Genomic DNA, 13,944 nt, shown 5'->3' with positions numbered 1-13,944 from the left:
GTACCACCAAGCGAACCTAGCATCGACGCGCTGCGCTCCGTGGCGGTGCGGATGGGGAGCGTGGTACCAGGCCGCTCCATCCTATCCAGCTCGCGGACCGCCCCGGCCCGCGTTGCGGGCCGCCAGCGCCCCCACGATCACGCCCGCGAGCGCCGCCGCCGCGCCGAGGACCACGCCACCGGCGAAGTACCCCGCGGCGTCGCCCGGGTCGATCCCCGCGGGGCCGGGCGGCGGCGGGCCGGCCGGGGCGCCCACGGGTTCGGGCGGACGCGGGGCGGCGTGCCGCGGCGGAGCCGGTTCGGGCGCGGCGGACGGCGCACCCGCGAGTTCCGCGGCGAGCCGGTCGAAGAACTCCGCCGCGGTGCGGCGGGCCACGGCGGTGAGCACTCGCTGCCCCACTCCGCCGACCATGCCGCCCACCACGGCGTCGGCGTCGTAACCGAGTTCGGTCCGGCCGTCGCCGAGGTCGGTGAGCCGCACCGTGACGTCGGCCCGCACCGTGCCGGGCGCTCCGGCGCCCGAGGCGCGCAGGACGAGCGCCGCGGGCGGCTCCAGGTCGGTGAGCTCGACGTCGCCGACGAAGGTGCCCTTGATCGAGGCCACGCCCGCGCTGACGGTGCCGCGGTAGCGGTCCGTCCCGGTGCGTTCCAGCCGCTCGCATCCCGGGATGGTGCGGGCGAGCACGTCGGGGTCCAGCATCGCGGCCCAGACCCGTTCCGGGGCCGCGTTCAGGGTGGTGCTGCCGGTCACCTTCATGGTCGGCTCTCCTGTCCGGACGGGCGCGGCGCGGGCGGGACCGGGGGTCGCCGGCCGTGCAGGGGCGGGATCTCGCCGGCCGCGAACCGGCGGCGCAGGTGGAACAGTTCCGATGGTGAGATCGGCATGCGGGTGATCGGGAAGCCCTCGGCGTCCTCGACGGCGGCCGCGATGACCGCCGCGCCCGGGATGACGCCGGCCTCCCCGGCGCCCTTGATGCCGAGCGGGTTGAGGGGGCTCGGGGTCTCCAGGTGGTCGATCTCGACGGCGGGCACCTCGCTGGCGTAGGGCATCAGGAAGTCCATGAAGGAGGCGTTGAGCAGTTGCCCGTCGGAGTCATAAGCCATGCGCTCGTACAGCGCGCCGGCCACGCCCTGGGCCACTCCCCCGTGGATCTGCCCCTCGACGATGAGGGGGTTGACGAGCCGGCCGCAGTCGTGGACGACGCAGTACCGCAGGACCCGGATCTCGGCGGTCTCGGGGTCGGTCTCGACGATGGCGGCGTGCACGCCGTTGGCGAACGTGCAGCGCAACGGCGAATAGAAGTCGGTGCCCTCCAGCCCGGGAGCGTCGCCGGGGGCGACCGGCGGGCGGTCGAAGTCGGCCGGTCCGCCGAACTGCGTGGCGGCGCGGGACGCCTCGTCGAACGCGTACCGCAGCGGGTTGGCCAGCACGGCGACGGTGCCCAGGTCGATGCCGGAGGCGGGGCTGCCCTTGACGCGGACCCGGCCGCCGACGATCTCCAGGTCGTCGGGGTCGGCCTCCAGGGCATCGCCCGCGATGCGCAGCGCCTTCTCGCGCAGCCGGCGCGCGGCCAGGGCGACCGCGCTGCCGCTCATCACCGCACCGCGCGAGGCGAAGGTGCCCACCGAGTACGGCATCCGGCGGGTGTCACCCGTGGTGACGGAGATGTCGGACATCGGAACGCCGAGTTCGTCGGCGACGATCTGGGCGAGGATGGTCTGGTGGCCCTGCCCCTGGCTGGTCAGCCCGGTGGCCACCCGCACCCGGCCGCTCGTCTCCACCTGGACGTGCCCGCCCTCGTAGGGACCTGGGCCGGTGCCCTCCACGTAGCACGCGAGCCCGATGCCGACCCGGCGCCCCTCGGCGCGGGCGCGCTCGCGGTAGCCGGGGAAGTCGTCCCAGCCGACGAGCTCGCACGCCGCGGTGAGCGCGGCGGGGTAGTCGCCGGAGTCGTAGCGGAGCGGCCGGCCGTCCTGGAACAGCAGCCCCTGGTCGTAGGGCATCTCGTCGGGCTGGATCAGGTTGGCCGCCCGCACGCGGGCCCGGTCCAGGCCGAGGCGGTCGGCGATGGCGTCCATGGTGCGCTCCATGGCGTACACGCCCTGTGGCCGCCCGGCGCCGCGGTAGGGGCTCACGATCACCGTGGTGGTGTACAGGCTGTCGAACTCCACCCGGTAGGCCCCGGGCTTGTACGGGCCGAGCAACTGGGTGGCGGTCACCAGCGGCACGATCACGCCGTAGGGGAGGTAGGCGCCGTTGTCGTGCCAGATGCGCACGTCCAGACCGAGCAGCCGGCCGTCGTCATCGAACCCGACCCGCACCCGCTGGAGCTGACCGCGCTCGTGCGCCGCGGCCACGAAGTGCTCGCGGCGGTCCTCCGTCCACCTGACGTCGTGGCCGAGCACCCGGGCCGCCCAGGGCACCATCAGCTCCTCGGGCCACGGGTGCATGATCTTGACGCCGAAGCCGCCGCCCACGTCGGGGACCACCACCTCGACCTGGCCGAGCTGCAGTCCCAGCTTGGCGGCGACGGCGGCACGAACGCCCGAGGCGGTCTGGGTGGAGCTGTACATCCGCAGCATGGCGTCGGCGGCGTCCCATCGGGCGTAGACCCCGCGCCCCTCTAGCGGGGTGCACGCGGAGCGCTCGATCTCCAGGTCCAGCTCCAGGGTGTGCGGGGCGGCGGCGATCGCGGCCGGGGCGTCGCCCACCTCCTGGAGGAGGCGGGCCGCGACGTTGTCCGGCATACCGGAGTGCACGACGTGGTCCGCGCGGCGGGCCGCCTCGACGCCGACCACCGCGGGCAGCACCTCGTAGTCGACCCGGATGCGCTCGACCGCGTCCTCGGCGACGTACCGGTCCCGGGCCACCACCATGGCCACCGGTTCGCCGACATGGTGCACGTACTCGCGGGCCAGCGCGTATGGCGTGCGGCCGTCGCGGATGGCGGGGTGCGGGATGAGCAGCGGGAGCGGCTCGGCCATGGGGCCGGTGAGGTCGTCGTGGGTGTACACGGCGACGAGCCCGTCGACGTCGAGGGCGTCGGTGACGTCGACGTCGAGGATGCGGGCGTGCGCGTGCGGGCTGCGGACGAACGCGGCGGCGTGCGCCCCGGCCCCGAGGTCGTCGAGGTAACGGCCGCGGCCGGCCACCAGCCGCTCGTCCTCGGTGCGCGGGATCCGCGCGCCGAACAGCTTGCCGGTCACGGCCGGCCTCCCGCCGCGGCGGCTCCGGAGCCGTCCGGTGGGTCCGGGTGCTCACGGGCGAGTTCGGCGGCGCGCAGCACCGACCGGACGATGTTCTGGTATCCGGTGCAGCGGCACAGGTTGCCGCCGACGGCCTCGCGGGCCTGCTCCTCCGTCGGGTCGGGGTTCTCCTCCACGAACGCCGCGACGACGGCGAGGAAGCCGGGCGTGCAGAATCCGCACTGCAGCCCGTGGCATTCGCGGAAGGCGCGCTGGACGGGGTGCGGGGTGCCGTCGGCCGCCGCCATGCCCTCGACGGTGGTGATGTGGTGGCCCTGCGCACCGACCGCGAACATCAGGCAGGACCGCACCGGGCGGCCGTCGAGGCGCACGGTGCACGCCCCGCACACGCCGTGCTCGCAGCCGACGTGCGTGCCGGTGAGGCCGAGATCGTGGCGCAGGCAGTCCGAGAGCAGGCGGCGGGCGGGGACGACGGCGGTGTGCGGGACGCCGTTCACGTGCAGCCGGATCTCGTGGGTCTCCTCGGTCATCGGCCGCTCCCGGAGTCGGCGGGGTGGGGGTCGGACGCCGCCCCGAACCGGTCCAGGGCGTCCCGGGCGGCGGCGCGCAGCGCGCGGGCGGTGAGCACACCCGCGAGGTGGGCGCGGTACTCGGCGGTGGCGTGGATGTCGTCCTCCGGCTCCAGGCGCCCGGCGGCGAGCCGGCCGGCGGCGGCCGGGTCGGCGGTGTCCGGTGTTCGGCCGGCCACCGCGTCGGTGAGGTCGAGGACGACCGGGGTCGGCGCCATCGACAGATAGGCGGCGCGGGCGGCGGTGATCCGCAGGTCGGCGTCCAGGGTGACGAGCGCGGCGACCCCGCACAGGGCGTAGTCGCCGCTCCGGCGCGCCACCTCGACGAACGCGCTGCCGGTGCCGGGGGCCTGTCGCGGGAAGTAGGCGGACACCGCCAGCTCCTCCGGGCGCAGGCAGCTCTCCATGGGGCCGGTGAAGAAGTCGGCGGCCGGAACCGTGCGCCGCCCGGACGCGCCGGCCGCCACGACCGATCCGCCGAGCAGCGCGAGCACGGCCGGCATCTCGGCCGAGGGGTCGGCGTGCGCGAGGCTGCCGACGGTCGTGCCGCGGTTGCGGATGACCGGGTGGGCGACCAGCCGTACCCCCTGGCGGAGCAGCGGGACGGCGGCCGCCGCGGCGTCATCGGCCTCCAGGCGGGCGTGCCGGACCAGTGCGCCGATCCGCACGCCCCCGGCGTCGACGGTCACCTCGGCGAGGCCGGGCACTCCGTTGATGTCCACGATGTGCTCGGGGGCGGCGAGCCGCATGTTCATCAGCGGGATGAGGCTCTGCCCGCCGGCCAGGACCTTGCCGCGTGTCCCGGCCTCGGCCAGCGTGGCGAGCGCCTCGGCGAGCGACGCGGGGGCGTGGTAGCGGAAGGCCGGTGGTTTCACTGGGCTCGGGACTCCTCACGCTGGCGTTCGGTGGTCAGGTGGACCGAGGCGGCTCCCCGCTCCGCGGCGGCTCGGGCTCTTCGCTCTCCCTCCGCAGCCGCTGACGCTCCTCTCCGCTCCCGTCGGCCGGGGACGCCGTGGCCAGGGCGGCCTGGCCGGTGCCCTGCTCCTCCGCCGCGTCCCCCGCCCTGTCACCGGCCGGGGACGCCCCCGGGCGCAGTTGCGGGGGTGCGAGCCGGTGCAGCGCGTGGTAGCCGGCGATCACGATCAGCGTGCCCAGCGCGATGCCCTCGATCACGAAATCGTCGGTGATGGCCAGCCGTACGCCACCGATACCCGCGACCAGGCCCGCCGACACCGGCACCAGGACGACCGGGTTGGCGAGGTCGACCCGGTTCTCCAGCCAGATCTTCGCGCCCAGCAGGCCGATCATCCCGTAGAGGACCACGCTGATCCCGCCCAACACGCCCTCCGGGGTGGCGGCGATGAGGGCGCCGAACTTGGGGCAGAAGCCGAACAGGATGGCCACGATCGCCGCCACGTAGTACGCGGCCGTGGAGTAGACCCGGGTCGCGGCCATGACCCCGATGTTCTCGGCGTAGGTGGTGGTCGGGGCGCCGCCGACCGAGCTGGACACCGCGGTCGCCACCCCATCGGCGAGGATGGCGCGCCCCATGTACGGGTCGAGCGGCTCGCCGGTCATCTCCTCGACGGCCTTGACGTGGCCGGCGTTCTCGGCGATGAGCGCGATGACGGCCGGTAGTGCGACAAGGATCGCCGACGTGGAGAACTCCGGGGCGTGGAAGGTCGGCAGGCCGATCCACGGGGCCGCCGCCACCTCGGCGAGATCCACCCGCAGCGCCGAGACCGTGCTGCCCGCCTCCGGGCCGGGGACCGTGGCCGGGCCGGCGGCGATGTCGAGCACCCAGGAGAGCGCGAAGCCGAACGCCAGCCCGAGCAGGACGGCCAGGCGCCCGAGGAAGCCGCGGAACAGCACGGTCGCCAGGACGACGAAGACCATCGTGAGCAGACCGACCCACTGGTCGTAGGGCCAGTAGTTGTTCGCGACCACGGGAGCCAGGTTGAAGCCGATCAGCATGACCACCGCGCCGGTGACCGCGGGCGGGAACAGCCGCAGGATCAGCCGCGCGCCGACGAGGTGGATGATCAGCCCGCTGGCCGCCAGCACCAGGCCGGCCACCAGCACCGCGCCGGTGACGGTGGCCGTGTCCCCACCGGCGGCGCGGATGGTGGCGACGGCGCCGACGAACGACGCGCTGGTGCCGAGGTAGCTCGGTACCCGGCCGTTGACGATCAGCAGGAACAGGATCGTGGCAACACCCGACATCATGATGGCGAGGTTGGGGTCCAGGCCCATGATCACCGGGAACACGAAGGTGGCGCCGAACATGGCCACCACGTGCTGGGCGCCCAGGCCGATGGTCCGCCCCCAGGACAGCCGCTCGTCGGGCCGCACCGCCTCGCCCGGCGGCGGAGCACCGCCGTCCCCGTAGAGCTTCCAGCCGAACGCCGGTTTCATCCGGTTCCTCCTGCTCCGCAGCCGCTCGGACTGCCCCGAAGATCGCGTGTGGCGCGACTGGGCGCTGCCCGGTGGTGGACCGGCCGGCGGTCGCCGATCGCACGGCGGCGGGCACCGCCGCGCAGGATGCGGCACACCCTAAGGAGCGATCGAAGCCCGCAGCACCGGCGACACCTGCCGAACGGACCCCGTCCGGTTGTGCAGTGCCACCAATCCGCCGCAGGGCCGCGAGCCGGACCAGCACCGTGCGCGTCGCGCCACCCGACACGCACGTCCCCAAGTCCGGCACAGCGGTGTGACGCCACCGTCGCGCCGGGGTTACTCGTGGATTACCGATCAGTCTGCCGTCCCCGACCTGGAAGGGGACCCGTGGGGGCGCCGAACGTCGGGGTGGCCCCGCCCGGTTCCGGCCATCGCCCTGCACGGCGGCCACCAGGCCACTTACGCTGAAACGCATGGGACACAGGCACCCCACCAAGCTCGACATCGAGATGCGCCACCCGCGCGCCCGATGGCTGCTGCGCGCCGAACTGGCCTACTGCCGGGAATGCACGCGAGAGGGTGAACGGGAGGCGCTGGCCGACCTCGCGTCCGGCGGGATGTTCGACGCCCTGTGGCAGGAGTGGGTCCGCCAGACCGTCCGCCGCTGCCGCGACAAGCGCCACCCGCCGACGTACCCGGCGCTCGCCGCGGAACTGATCACCCCGGAGGAGCGGCGCCACCTCAACGCGGGGACCCGGGAGTGCCTGACGGTCTGCGTGGTCCGGGGCCGGCACGGCAACCGGGTGGAGAGCGAACACGTGCTGGAGGCACTGGCCGACCTGTCCCAGGAGGAACGGGCGCGTGTCCTGGACGACGTCCTGGACGGCTTGGCGGAGGGGGTGGCCGTTGGCTAGCAAGCACGGCAAGCCGGTCGTGCGGTTGTGCAACGCGTGCGGGGAGGTGCTGAACGCGGGGGTACGGACGTGTCCGAACTGTGGGCACTACAACGCTTGATGGCCGGGCGGTTCGCGGGGTTCTGGTGGATCGACTGGGCGGCGTAGGGTTCTGACCCGTTCTGAAGTAGCAGATCGATCACTGGCGGAGTCGTCGCAGGTGGGCAGGTATCGGCCCCGCAGGCGCGGGGATGAACCCCGCTCCACGCCGACCGGGTCGGCCGCTGCTACGCCGCGGATACGGCGTTCCTCCGGCGACCGGCGGCCTGCTCGCCTACCGGCTGATGGGCGATCCGCTCGATCAGTCGATCGCCTCGTTGAACGCGGCACTGCTCTCTGGCCGCAGTGCTATCACCGGGGCCGTCAAGCTGCTGAAGGGGCCGACGCATCGTCTGGAGCCGGGACGCCGGGGAACGGACCGGCGATATGTCGATCGCCCCGACCGGCCTGGGCCCAGTGACTTCGGCAGCGTGATCCATCGCGAGGGCCGCGCTCGTCGGGAAAGGCCGGGGCCGCTGCCCCGGCGCCCATGAAGAGCGCATGTTGAAAACGGAGTGGCACGCGGCCGTGCCCGCGCGCGGTGCGACGCCTGCTGCCCCGTCCTGACACCGGACATGGACGCAGCCCCGCCTCCGGGCCGCCTCGCCGACCGCGCCGACCGGGGGTCCGGATCACCGCCACGGAAGCGTCGGCCCGTCACCTGAGAACCCCCAGCGCCGACACCGTCCCGGCCCCGTACCGACCCCCGACGGGACGGGCACGTGTGGTCATCCCCCGACGGCGCGTTCGGGTCCCAGCAGGCTGGAAGCCGACCTCGCGCGTGCTCAACAGCCGCGCGCCGGACCGCGAGCGCCGCACCACGACCGGCGCCTCCCGCGGCTCCTTCGCGGGTGTCCTCGATGATGCCCCGTGACCCCGTGACAGGACTGGGGGGGCGAGGCTTCTCGATCTCGTCCGAAGCCGACGAGGAGCCGCTGCGCCGCGCTTCTCAACGGATGGCCCCGCTGCCGCGCGTCACGGCCGCATTCGGCAGGTCCACGATCCGCGAGCCTGCTGCGCCCACTCCCGGATCCGATCCGGCACGCGGGCTTCCTCGCGGCGGCCGTCGGCCGACTCGCCCGTGACGACTTCGCCGACGACGGTGCGACGGACGACGTGCGGGCTCGCCCGGCTACGCGGTCAGCGCAGTCCCCGCATCCGCAGCACCCGCAACGCCACCATCAGGTCCAGCCGCAGGTTCGGGTCGGTGGTGAACGGGCCGAGCATCCGCTCCAGCTTCCCGATGCGGTACCGCAGCGTGTTGTAGTGGAAGTGCAGGACCCGCGCCGTCTCCGCGACGTTGAGGTTGTTGTCGAGCAGCACCTCCAGCGTGCCGCGCAGGTCGTCGGCCTCGGGGTCGCCGGAGGCCGCGAGCGCGCCCAGGGTCTCCTCGGTGAAGGACCGGAGTTCGGCGCTGTCGGGGACCAGGCTGATCAGCCGGTAGACGCCGAGGTCGTCGAAGTCCGCCACCGCGCCCACGCCGTGGATCTGGCGGCCGACGCGCGCCGCCTGCTTGGCCTGGAGGTAGGCGGCCGGGAGGTCCTGCGGGCGGGTGACCACCCTGCTGACGCCGGTGGCGAAGGGGCGCCGGCCGCCTCCGCCGTCACCGGAGACCTGGGCGACGACGGAGCGCACCAGCGCGCCGGTGCGGCACTCGCCGCCGCCGGGGCGGTCGGCGCCCATGACCGCGACGACCTCCTGGCTGTAACCGGCCACGGCGGCGCGCGGGTCGCGGTCGCGGACGACCATGGTCCACGCGCTGGCGAACCGCTCGTGCGCCGGGCGCAGGTCGCCCGCGGCCGGCACGGGGGTGGCCGGTTCGGCGTCCAGTTCGGCGACCACGACGACCAGCGGACGGTCGATGTCCCAGCCCAGAGTGGCGCAGTGCCGGACGGCGTGCGCGGGGTCGCCGACCCCGCCGGTCAGCAGGTCGCGCAGGAAGTCGCCCTGGTACTTGCTCTCGACCGCCGCGACGGCGAGGTCCCGGGTGATGACCAGTGCGGCGGTGGCGGCGGCGCGTTCCAGCACCTGGACGTCGGTGGGGTCGATGCGCCGCTCGCGGCTGATCAGCACCACCCGGCCGTGGTCGAGACCGCCGGCCAGCACGGGCACCTGGACCACGCGGGCGTCCTCGTCGTCAAGGGCCCGGACGCCGTGTTTGAAGCGTTCGACGTGGAACCGGCCGCTGGAGGTATCGAAGAACCGCCGGTCGGTGCGGGTGGCGTCGGGGACGCCGGAGCTGGCGAGCACCCGGCCGTCGGGGGTGGTGACCATGACTCCGCCGTCCAGCAGCGCGGGGAGTTCGCCGGTGATCGCGGCCAGCCCGCCGCCGGCCAGCACCACGTTGACGAGGGCGCGGTGCACCTCCTCGACGCGGGCGAGCGTGGCGGCCTGCCGGTTGAGGATGTCGGTGAGGAGCTGGTTGAGCACGTCGTCGAAGGCCACCTCGTCGCTGAGCCGCAGGACCGGCAGCCGGAGCCGGTCGGCGGCGTGCAGCATCTCGGCGGGCAGCTCGTCCACGTACCGGCCGAGCTTGATGGCGACGGCGGCCAGGTCCCGCTCGGCGAGGTCGCGGACCAGCCCGACCAGCCCCTGCGGGGTGTTGCGAAGCGGGTAGCCGGTGGTCAGCAGCAGTTCGTCGGGCTTGACCCATGGCAGGATGTCGGGCACCTCCATGACGTTGAGCCGCCGGATGACCCGGTCGAGCCCGGCGGCGCCGGCCAGCACCGTCGTCCCGGCCAGACTGGACAGGCCGAGCGCGTCCGCCACCGTGATGCCGCGCACCAACGTGCTGGCCGCGTGCTGAGGTTCTGCGCTCGGCAGATCCTGTGCACCCGAAGCCGCATCATTGGCAGAGTTCTCCATGGGTCGACGATAGCGGCTCACATAACGTCATCCCTCGGACGGCCGGCCACGGACCTGAGGGAGGCGGCGCCGTGTTCCCGCCTACCACGCTTCGGGGCGTTCCGCACCCCCTCGCGGGGGACGCCGGTGCTTCCGCGATGGCCGTCTCCGGCCGGTCGCGGGGCAGGGCGGCCGCCGCTGACCGGCGGCGGAGCCCTCCTTACCGTCCGGGGGCGGCCGCCGCCGGACTTCTCGACATCGTGCGCGGCCCATTTCGGCCGACGCGGATACTGGGCGTGTTCCGTTCCGCGGTCTACCTTGAAATAGAGGACGCCCCACGGCCGGCCGTGATCGCGCTGCTCACGAGCGACGCGGTCCGGCTGCCCAACGGGATCGTCCTCGCCGAGCCGCAGAGCGCCGAGCCGTTCGCTTGCGTGGCCCGTTCCACGCGGGGATGTGTCGGTCGGCTCTCCGTGGTCCTCGACCGCCCTGCCGGCCCGCTTTCCGTCCGAGTGGGCCGGTGGTGGCGGCCAGCGGCGCCCCGGCCGGCGCTGCGGTCCCCTGCGGGACGGGCCGCGCTGGCCCGGGGTACCGCCGAACTCGGCCGCCTGCTCGCCACGGCCTCCGGCGGGCTGCCGGACGGCACGGCGGAGCGGCTCGGCAGCGCGCTCGACGACCCGCACCGGGCGGCGCGGGCCTGCGCACGGCTCGTGGGGCGGGGTCCCGGCCTCACACCGAGCGGCGACGACCTGCTCTGCGGCGCGCTGCTCGCGCTCCACGCGTTCGGCGGACCGGGGCGCGCCGACGTGCTGGCGGGCGCCGTGCGGCGCGCGAGCGGCGCGACGACGACGCTGTCGGCCGCCCTGCTGGAGCACGCCGTCCGCGGTGAGGGATGCCCGCAGGTGATCGACCTGGTGGACGCCGTCGCGGGGCACCGCGCTGTGGGCCCGGCGCTGGCGGCACTGCGCGCGGTGGGCCACACATCGGGGACCGACCTCGCCTTCGGCGTGCTGGCGGGAGCGCGTCTCGCCGTCGCCGCACCTGCGCGCGCGCTTCCCGGCGGCGCGCACGGGGAGCCGGGCCGATGAGCGGAGGACGCGCGGCACCGAGCGGCGTGGGCGCGGTTCGCAGCCGTGACGTCGTCCCCGGAATGGACGGCGCCGACATGCCGACCCCGAGGCCGCCCGACCCGGCGAGCGGCACCGCCACCACGCGCGTCCCCAGTGCGGACCGTCGGCCACGAGGACATGGAGGTCGGGCCATCTCCGGCCCCCCAGAGAGCGCGCTTCCGCCGCGCGCGGCAGGCCGCGCCTTGGGGGCCACCCTCAGCCTCGGCGTGCGTGCCAGGGCGGACCGCCCCTCGCAGACCGACCCGCCCGCTGCACACCGACGTCCCAGGAACCGAACCGCCGACAGCATCGCCACGCGCGGCGGCCGAGAGGCCAGGCCGACCACGAAACGCCAGCCGGATCCGGACGGTCGCGACGCACAAGCGATCCGCGGCACTCACGGCGTGGCGAACCGCAACCCCGCCCGTGCCCGGACGGACCATCCCTCGCCGACCGACCCGCCGGTTCCGCGCCGGAGTCCCCAAATCCCAACCGCCGACAGCATCACCGCGCGCGGCGGCCGAGAAGCCGAACCCATCACCGCACACCAGCCGGATCCGAACAGTCGCGACGCACAAGCGATCCGCAGCACCCACGACGTGGCCACCCGCAACCTCGCCCGGGCTCGAACGTCGTCCGCCCCGCCCTCCCGCGTCGCGACCCACCCAACAGTGGGCCTCCTAGCCGGCCTGCGACGCGGACACTCGCACGCGGTCAGCCCGGTCCTCACGCGCGCCGACCGCGCCCCGGCGGCACGGGACACCGGCGCGCTTGCCGAAGGCCTCCGTGGCTCCGTTGCCGTGTCCTCCCTTGGCGGCACGTCGTGGGAACGGACCGTCGTAAGTCCGCCAACGGGCGCATTCCGCCCCACCGTCCCGAACGCGCCCTGGCGCGACCCCACGACGGCACACCGACCACCACCGAACCAGGCCGACACGAAACGACCCCAAAACCAGAACCGCGACCGCATACCCCCGGATGCCGGCCACCCCGCGCCGCGCCATGGTGCCCGGCCGGGCCTCGACGGGCGGTCGACCACGCGGACGGCCGCACGAAGGCGGGCCGGGCCACGCCCGCCCCTGCCAGCGGGCGAGTGCGTCGGCGGCTCCGAGCGGCCGTGTCGGCTCTCGCGATCGGGTGTTCGGCGGGACCCTCGCCGTGCCCCGCGTCACCGGACCGGGCTCGGACAACGGCGGGGGCGTGCACAGCGGGCGCCCGCCGACATCGGTGGCGCGTCGTCGCGCCCACACCTCCCCCCGGCCGACAGGGAGCACACATGACCACTGACACCTTCGACACCGGAACCGTCACGGTCCGCGTCCTGCGCGGTGCCTACCGGGACTCCGTGGCGCTCATGCGCGCCAGCCGGGCGGTCGGCGCGCTGGACGGTGTGCGGTCCGCGCTGCTGGCCATGGCCACCGGCCTCAACCTGGAGCTCCTGGCCGACATGGGCGGCGCGGTGCCGGACGACGTGGGGCCCAACGACCTGTTCATCGCCGTGCGCGCCGACACGGCGGAGACCCGGGCGTCGGCGCTGCTCCGCGCCGAGGCCGAACTCGCCGCCATGGCCGCCGGCACAGGGAGCGGTGGCGCCGCCGGGGAGGATCCGCCGCGCACCGTCCGGGCCGCGGCACAGTGGGCCGCCCGGACCGGCCACCCGGCCACGGTGGCGCTGGTCGCGGTCCCCGGGCGGCACGCCGCCGCCGAGGCGTTCGAGGCGCTGGAGGCGGGCCTGGACGTGCTGCTCTTCAGCGACAACGTTCCTCTGGCGCACGAGATCGCGCTGAAGGACACCGCCGCGCGGCTCGGCCGGCTCGTGATGGGTCCCGACTGCGGTACGGCCGTGGTCAACGGAGCGGGACTGGGATTCGCCAACGCGGTGCGGCCGGGTCCGGTGGGCATCGTGGCGGCGTCCGGCACCGGCGCGCAGCAGCTCATGTGCCTGCTGGACGCGGCCGGCGTCGGCATCAGCCACTGCCTCGGGGTGGGCGGCCGGGACCTGTCGGCGGCGGTCGGCGGGCGCTCCACCCGCCAGGCGCTGCGGCTCCTGGACGCCGACCCCGCCACCGAACGCATCGTCCTGCTCTCCAAGCCCCCGGACGCCGAGGTCGCCGCCACCGTCGAGGCCGAGTGCGCCGCCCTGACGACCCCCGTCCACACCGTGCTGCTCGGCGCCTCGGCGACGGACATCGGGGCCGCGGCGGCCGAGGTGGTGGCCGCGGCGGGGCGGCCCGTGCCCGCCTGGCCACGTTGGTCGCCCGACCGGCCGACCGCCGCCCGCCCGGGCGGTGCGCTGCGCGGCCTGTTCTGCGGCGGCACCCTCGCTTACGAGACGATGCTCGTCGCGTCCACCGCGCTCGGCCCCATCGCCGCCAACATCCCCCCGCCTCCGGACCGGCCCGGCCGGACGCCCGGGGCCGGTCTGCGGTCCGACGGGCACCTGATCATCGACTTCGGCGATGACGCCCTCACCGCCGGCCGGCCGCACCCGATGATCGATCCGGCGCCGCGCGACGAGCGGCTGGCCGCCGAGCTGGCCGATCCGGCCTGCGGTGTGCTGCTCCTCGACGTCGTGTGCGGGCACGGGGCGCACCCGGACCCCGCCTCCGGTGTGGCCGCCGCACTGCGCGCGGCCCGCGCGGCCGGATCGGCACCGCCGGTGGTGGTCTCGCTCACCGGCACGGCCGACGACCCGCAGGGAACGGACCGCCAGGCCCAGACGCTGGCGGCGGCGGGCGCCGAGGTGTTCCTGTGCAACGCCGAGGCCGCTCGCCGGGCCGTCGAGCTACTGAGGACCGGCTGATGGGGTCCGGCGCGGCGGACGCGC

The 13,944-nt window shown here is 74.9% G+C and carries 9 protein-coding genes; 3 read left to right on the top strand and 6 right to left on the bottom strand.

Annotated features, from left to right (window positions below; all coding sequences use genetic code 11):
* Nucleotides 1-81: 81 nt before the first annotated feature.
* Genes ACFQRF_RS17365 through ACFQRF_RS17345 form a run of 5 tightly spaced genes read right to left on the bottom strand, consistent with a single transcriptional unit; the run spans nt 82 to nt 6,190 of the window.
* Nucleotides 82-756, bottom strand: a complete 675-nt coding sequence (locus tag ACFQRF_RS17365) for an SRPBCC family protein (protein ID WP_379872156.1) — start codon at nt 754-756, stop codon at nt 82-84.
* Nucleotides 753-3,206 carry an aerobic carbon-monoxide dehydrogenase large subunit gene (cutA, locus tag ACFQRF_RS17360; RefSeq protein WP_379872155.1) on the bottom strand — a complete coding sequence of 818 codons (2,454 nt, stop codon included), beginning with the start codon at nt 3,204-3,206 and terminating at the stop codon, nt 753-755. The genes ACFQRF_RS17365 and cutA overlap by 4 nt, the downstream gene beginning before the upstream one ends.
* Nucleotides 3,203-3,736: a (2Fe-2S)-binding protein gene (locus ACFQRF_RS17355; protein WP_379872154.1), complete on the bottom strand. Its 534-nt coding sequence runs from the start codon at nt 3,734-3,736 to the stop codon at nt 3,203-3,205. Before ACFQRF_RS17355 ends, cutA begins: the two co-directional genes overlap by 4 nt.
* Nucleotides 3,733-4,650, bottom strand: coding sequence for an FAD binding domain-containing protein (locus ACFQRF_RS17350; RefSeq protein ID WP_379872153.1), 918 nt, complete (start codon nt 4,648-4,650; stop codon nt 3,733-3,735). The genes ACFQRF_RS17355 and ACFQRF_RS17350 overlap by 4 nt, the downstream gene beginning before the upstream one ends.
* A gap of 34 nt (nt 4,651-4,684) precedes the next feature.
* Entirely contained in the window at nt 4,685-6,190 is a 1,506-nt protein-coding gene (locus ACFQRF_RS17345; RefSeq protein ID WP_379872152.1) for a solute carrier family 23 protein, read from the bottom strand.
* A 455-nt stretch (nt 6,191-6,645) separates the two neighbouring features.
* On the opposite strand from ACFQRF_RS17345, the gene ACFQRF_RS17340 reads away from it, so the two are divergent.
* On the top strand, nt 6,646-7,086 hold the full coding sequence (locus ACFQRF_RS17340) for a hypothetical protein (protein WP_379872151.1): 441 nt from the start codon (nt 6,646-6,648) through the stop codon (nt 7,084-7,086).
* A gap of 1,218 nt (nt 7,087-8,304) precedes the next feature.
* Here the strand turns inward: ACFQRF_RS17340 and ACFQRF_RS17335 are convergent.
* Nucleotides 8,305-10,029: a PucR family transcriptional regulator gene (locus tag ACFQRF_RS17335; protein WP_379872150.1), complete on the bottom strand. Its 1,725-nt coding sequence runs from the start codon at nt 10,027-10,029 to the stop codon at nt 8,305-8,307.
* A gap of 275 nt (nt 10,030-10,304) precedes the next feature.
* Between ACFQRF_RS17335 and ACFQRF_RS17330 the strand changes: the two genes are divergently transcribed.
* Together ACFQRF_RS17330 and ACFQRF_RS17325 are read left to right on the top strand one after the other, a co-directional pair.
* Nucleotides 10,305-11,096: an oxamate carbamoyltransferase subunit AllH family protein gene (locus ACFQRF_RS17330; protein WP_379872149.1), complete on the top strand. Its 792-nt coding sequence runs from the start codon at nt 10,305-10,307 to the stop codon at nt 11,094-11,096.
* 1,297 nt (nt 11,097-12,393) lie between these two features.
* Entirely contained in the window at nt 12,394-13,920 is a 1,527-nt protein-coding gene (locus ACFQRF_RS17325) for an FdrA family protein (protein WP_379872148.1), read from the top strand.
* The last annotated feature ends 24 nt before the right edge of the window (nt 13,921-13,944 follow it).

Origin of the sequence: Marinactinospora rubrisoli, assembly GCF_042664915.1 — a bacterium.
In the GTDB taxonomy this organism is placed as follows: domain Bacteria; phylum Actinomycetota; class Actinomycetes; order Streptosporangiales; family Streptosporangiaceae; genus Marinitenerispora; species Marinitenerispora rubrisoli.
This window is presented reverse-complemented; position numbering and strand designations above follow the sequence as displayed.

Bases quoted from the DNA above. Each gene is read 5' to 3' on its own strand.
- ACFQRF_RS17365 (WP_379872156.1), bottom strand. From the start codon at position 756: ATGAAGGTGACCGGCAGCACCACCCTGAACGCGGCCCCGGAACGGGTC.
- ACFQRF_RS17355 (WP_379872154.1), bottom strand. From the start codon at position 3,736: ATGACCGAGGAGACCCACGAGATCCGGCTGCACGTGAACGGCGTCCCG.
- ACFQRF_RS17345 (WP_379872152.1), bottom strand. From the start codon at position 6,190: ATGAAACCGGCGTTCGGCTGGAAGCTCTACGGGGACGGCGGTGCTCCG.
- ACFQRF_RS17340 (WP_379872151.1), top strand. From the start codon at position 6,646: ATGGGACACAGGCACCCCACCAAGCTCGACATCGAGATGCGCCACCCG.
- ACFQRF_RS17335 (WP_379872150.1), bottom strand. From the start codon at position 10,029: ATGGAGAACTCTGCCAATGATGCGGCTTCGGGTGCACAGGATCTGCCG.
- ACFQRF_RS17325 (WP_379872148.1), top strand. From the start codon at position 12,394: ATGACCACTGACACCTTCGACACCGGAACCGTCACGGTCCGCGTCCTG.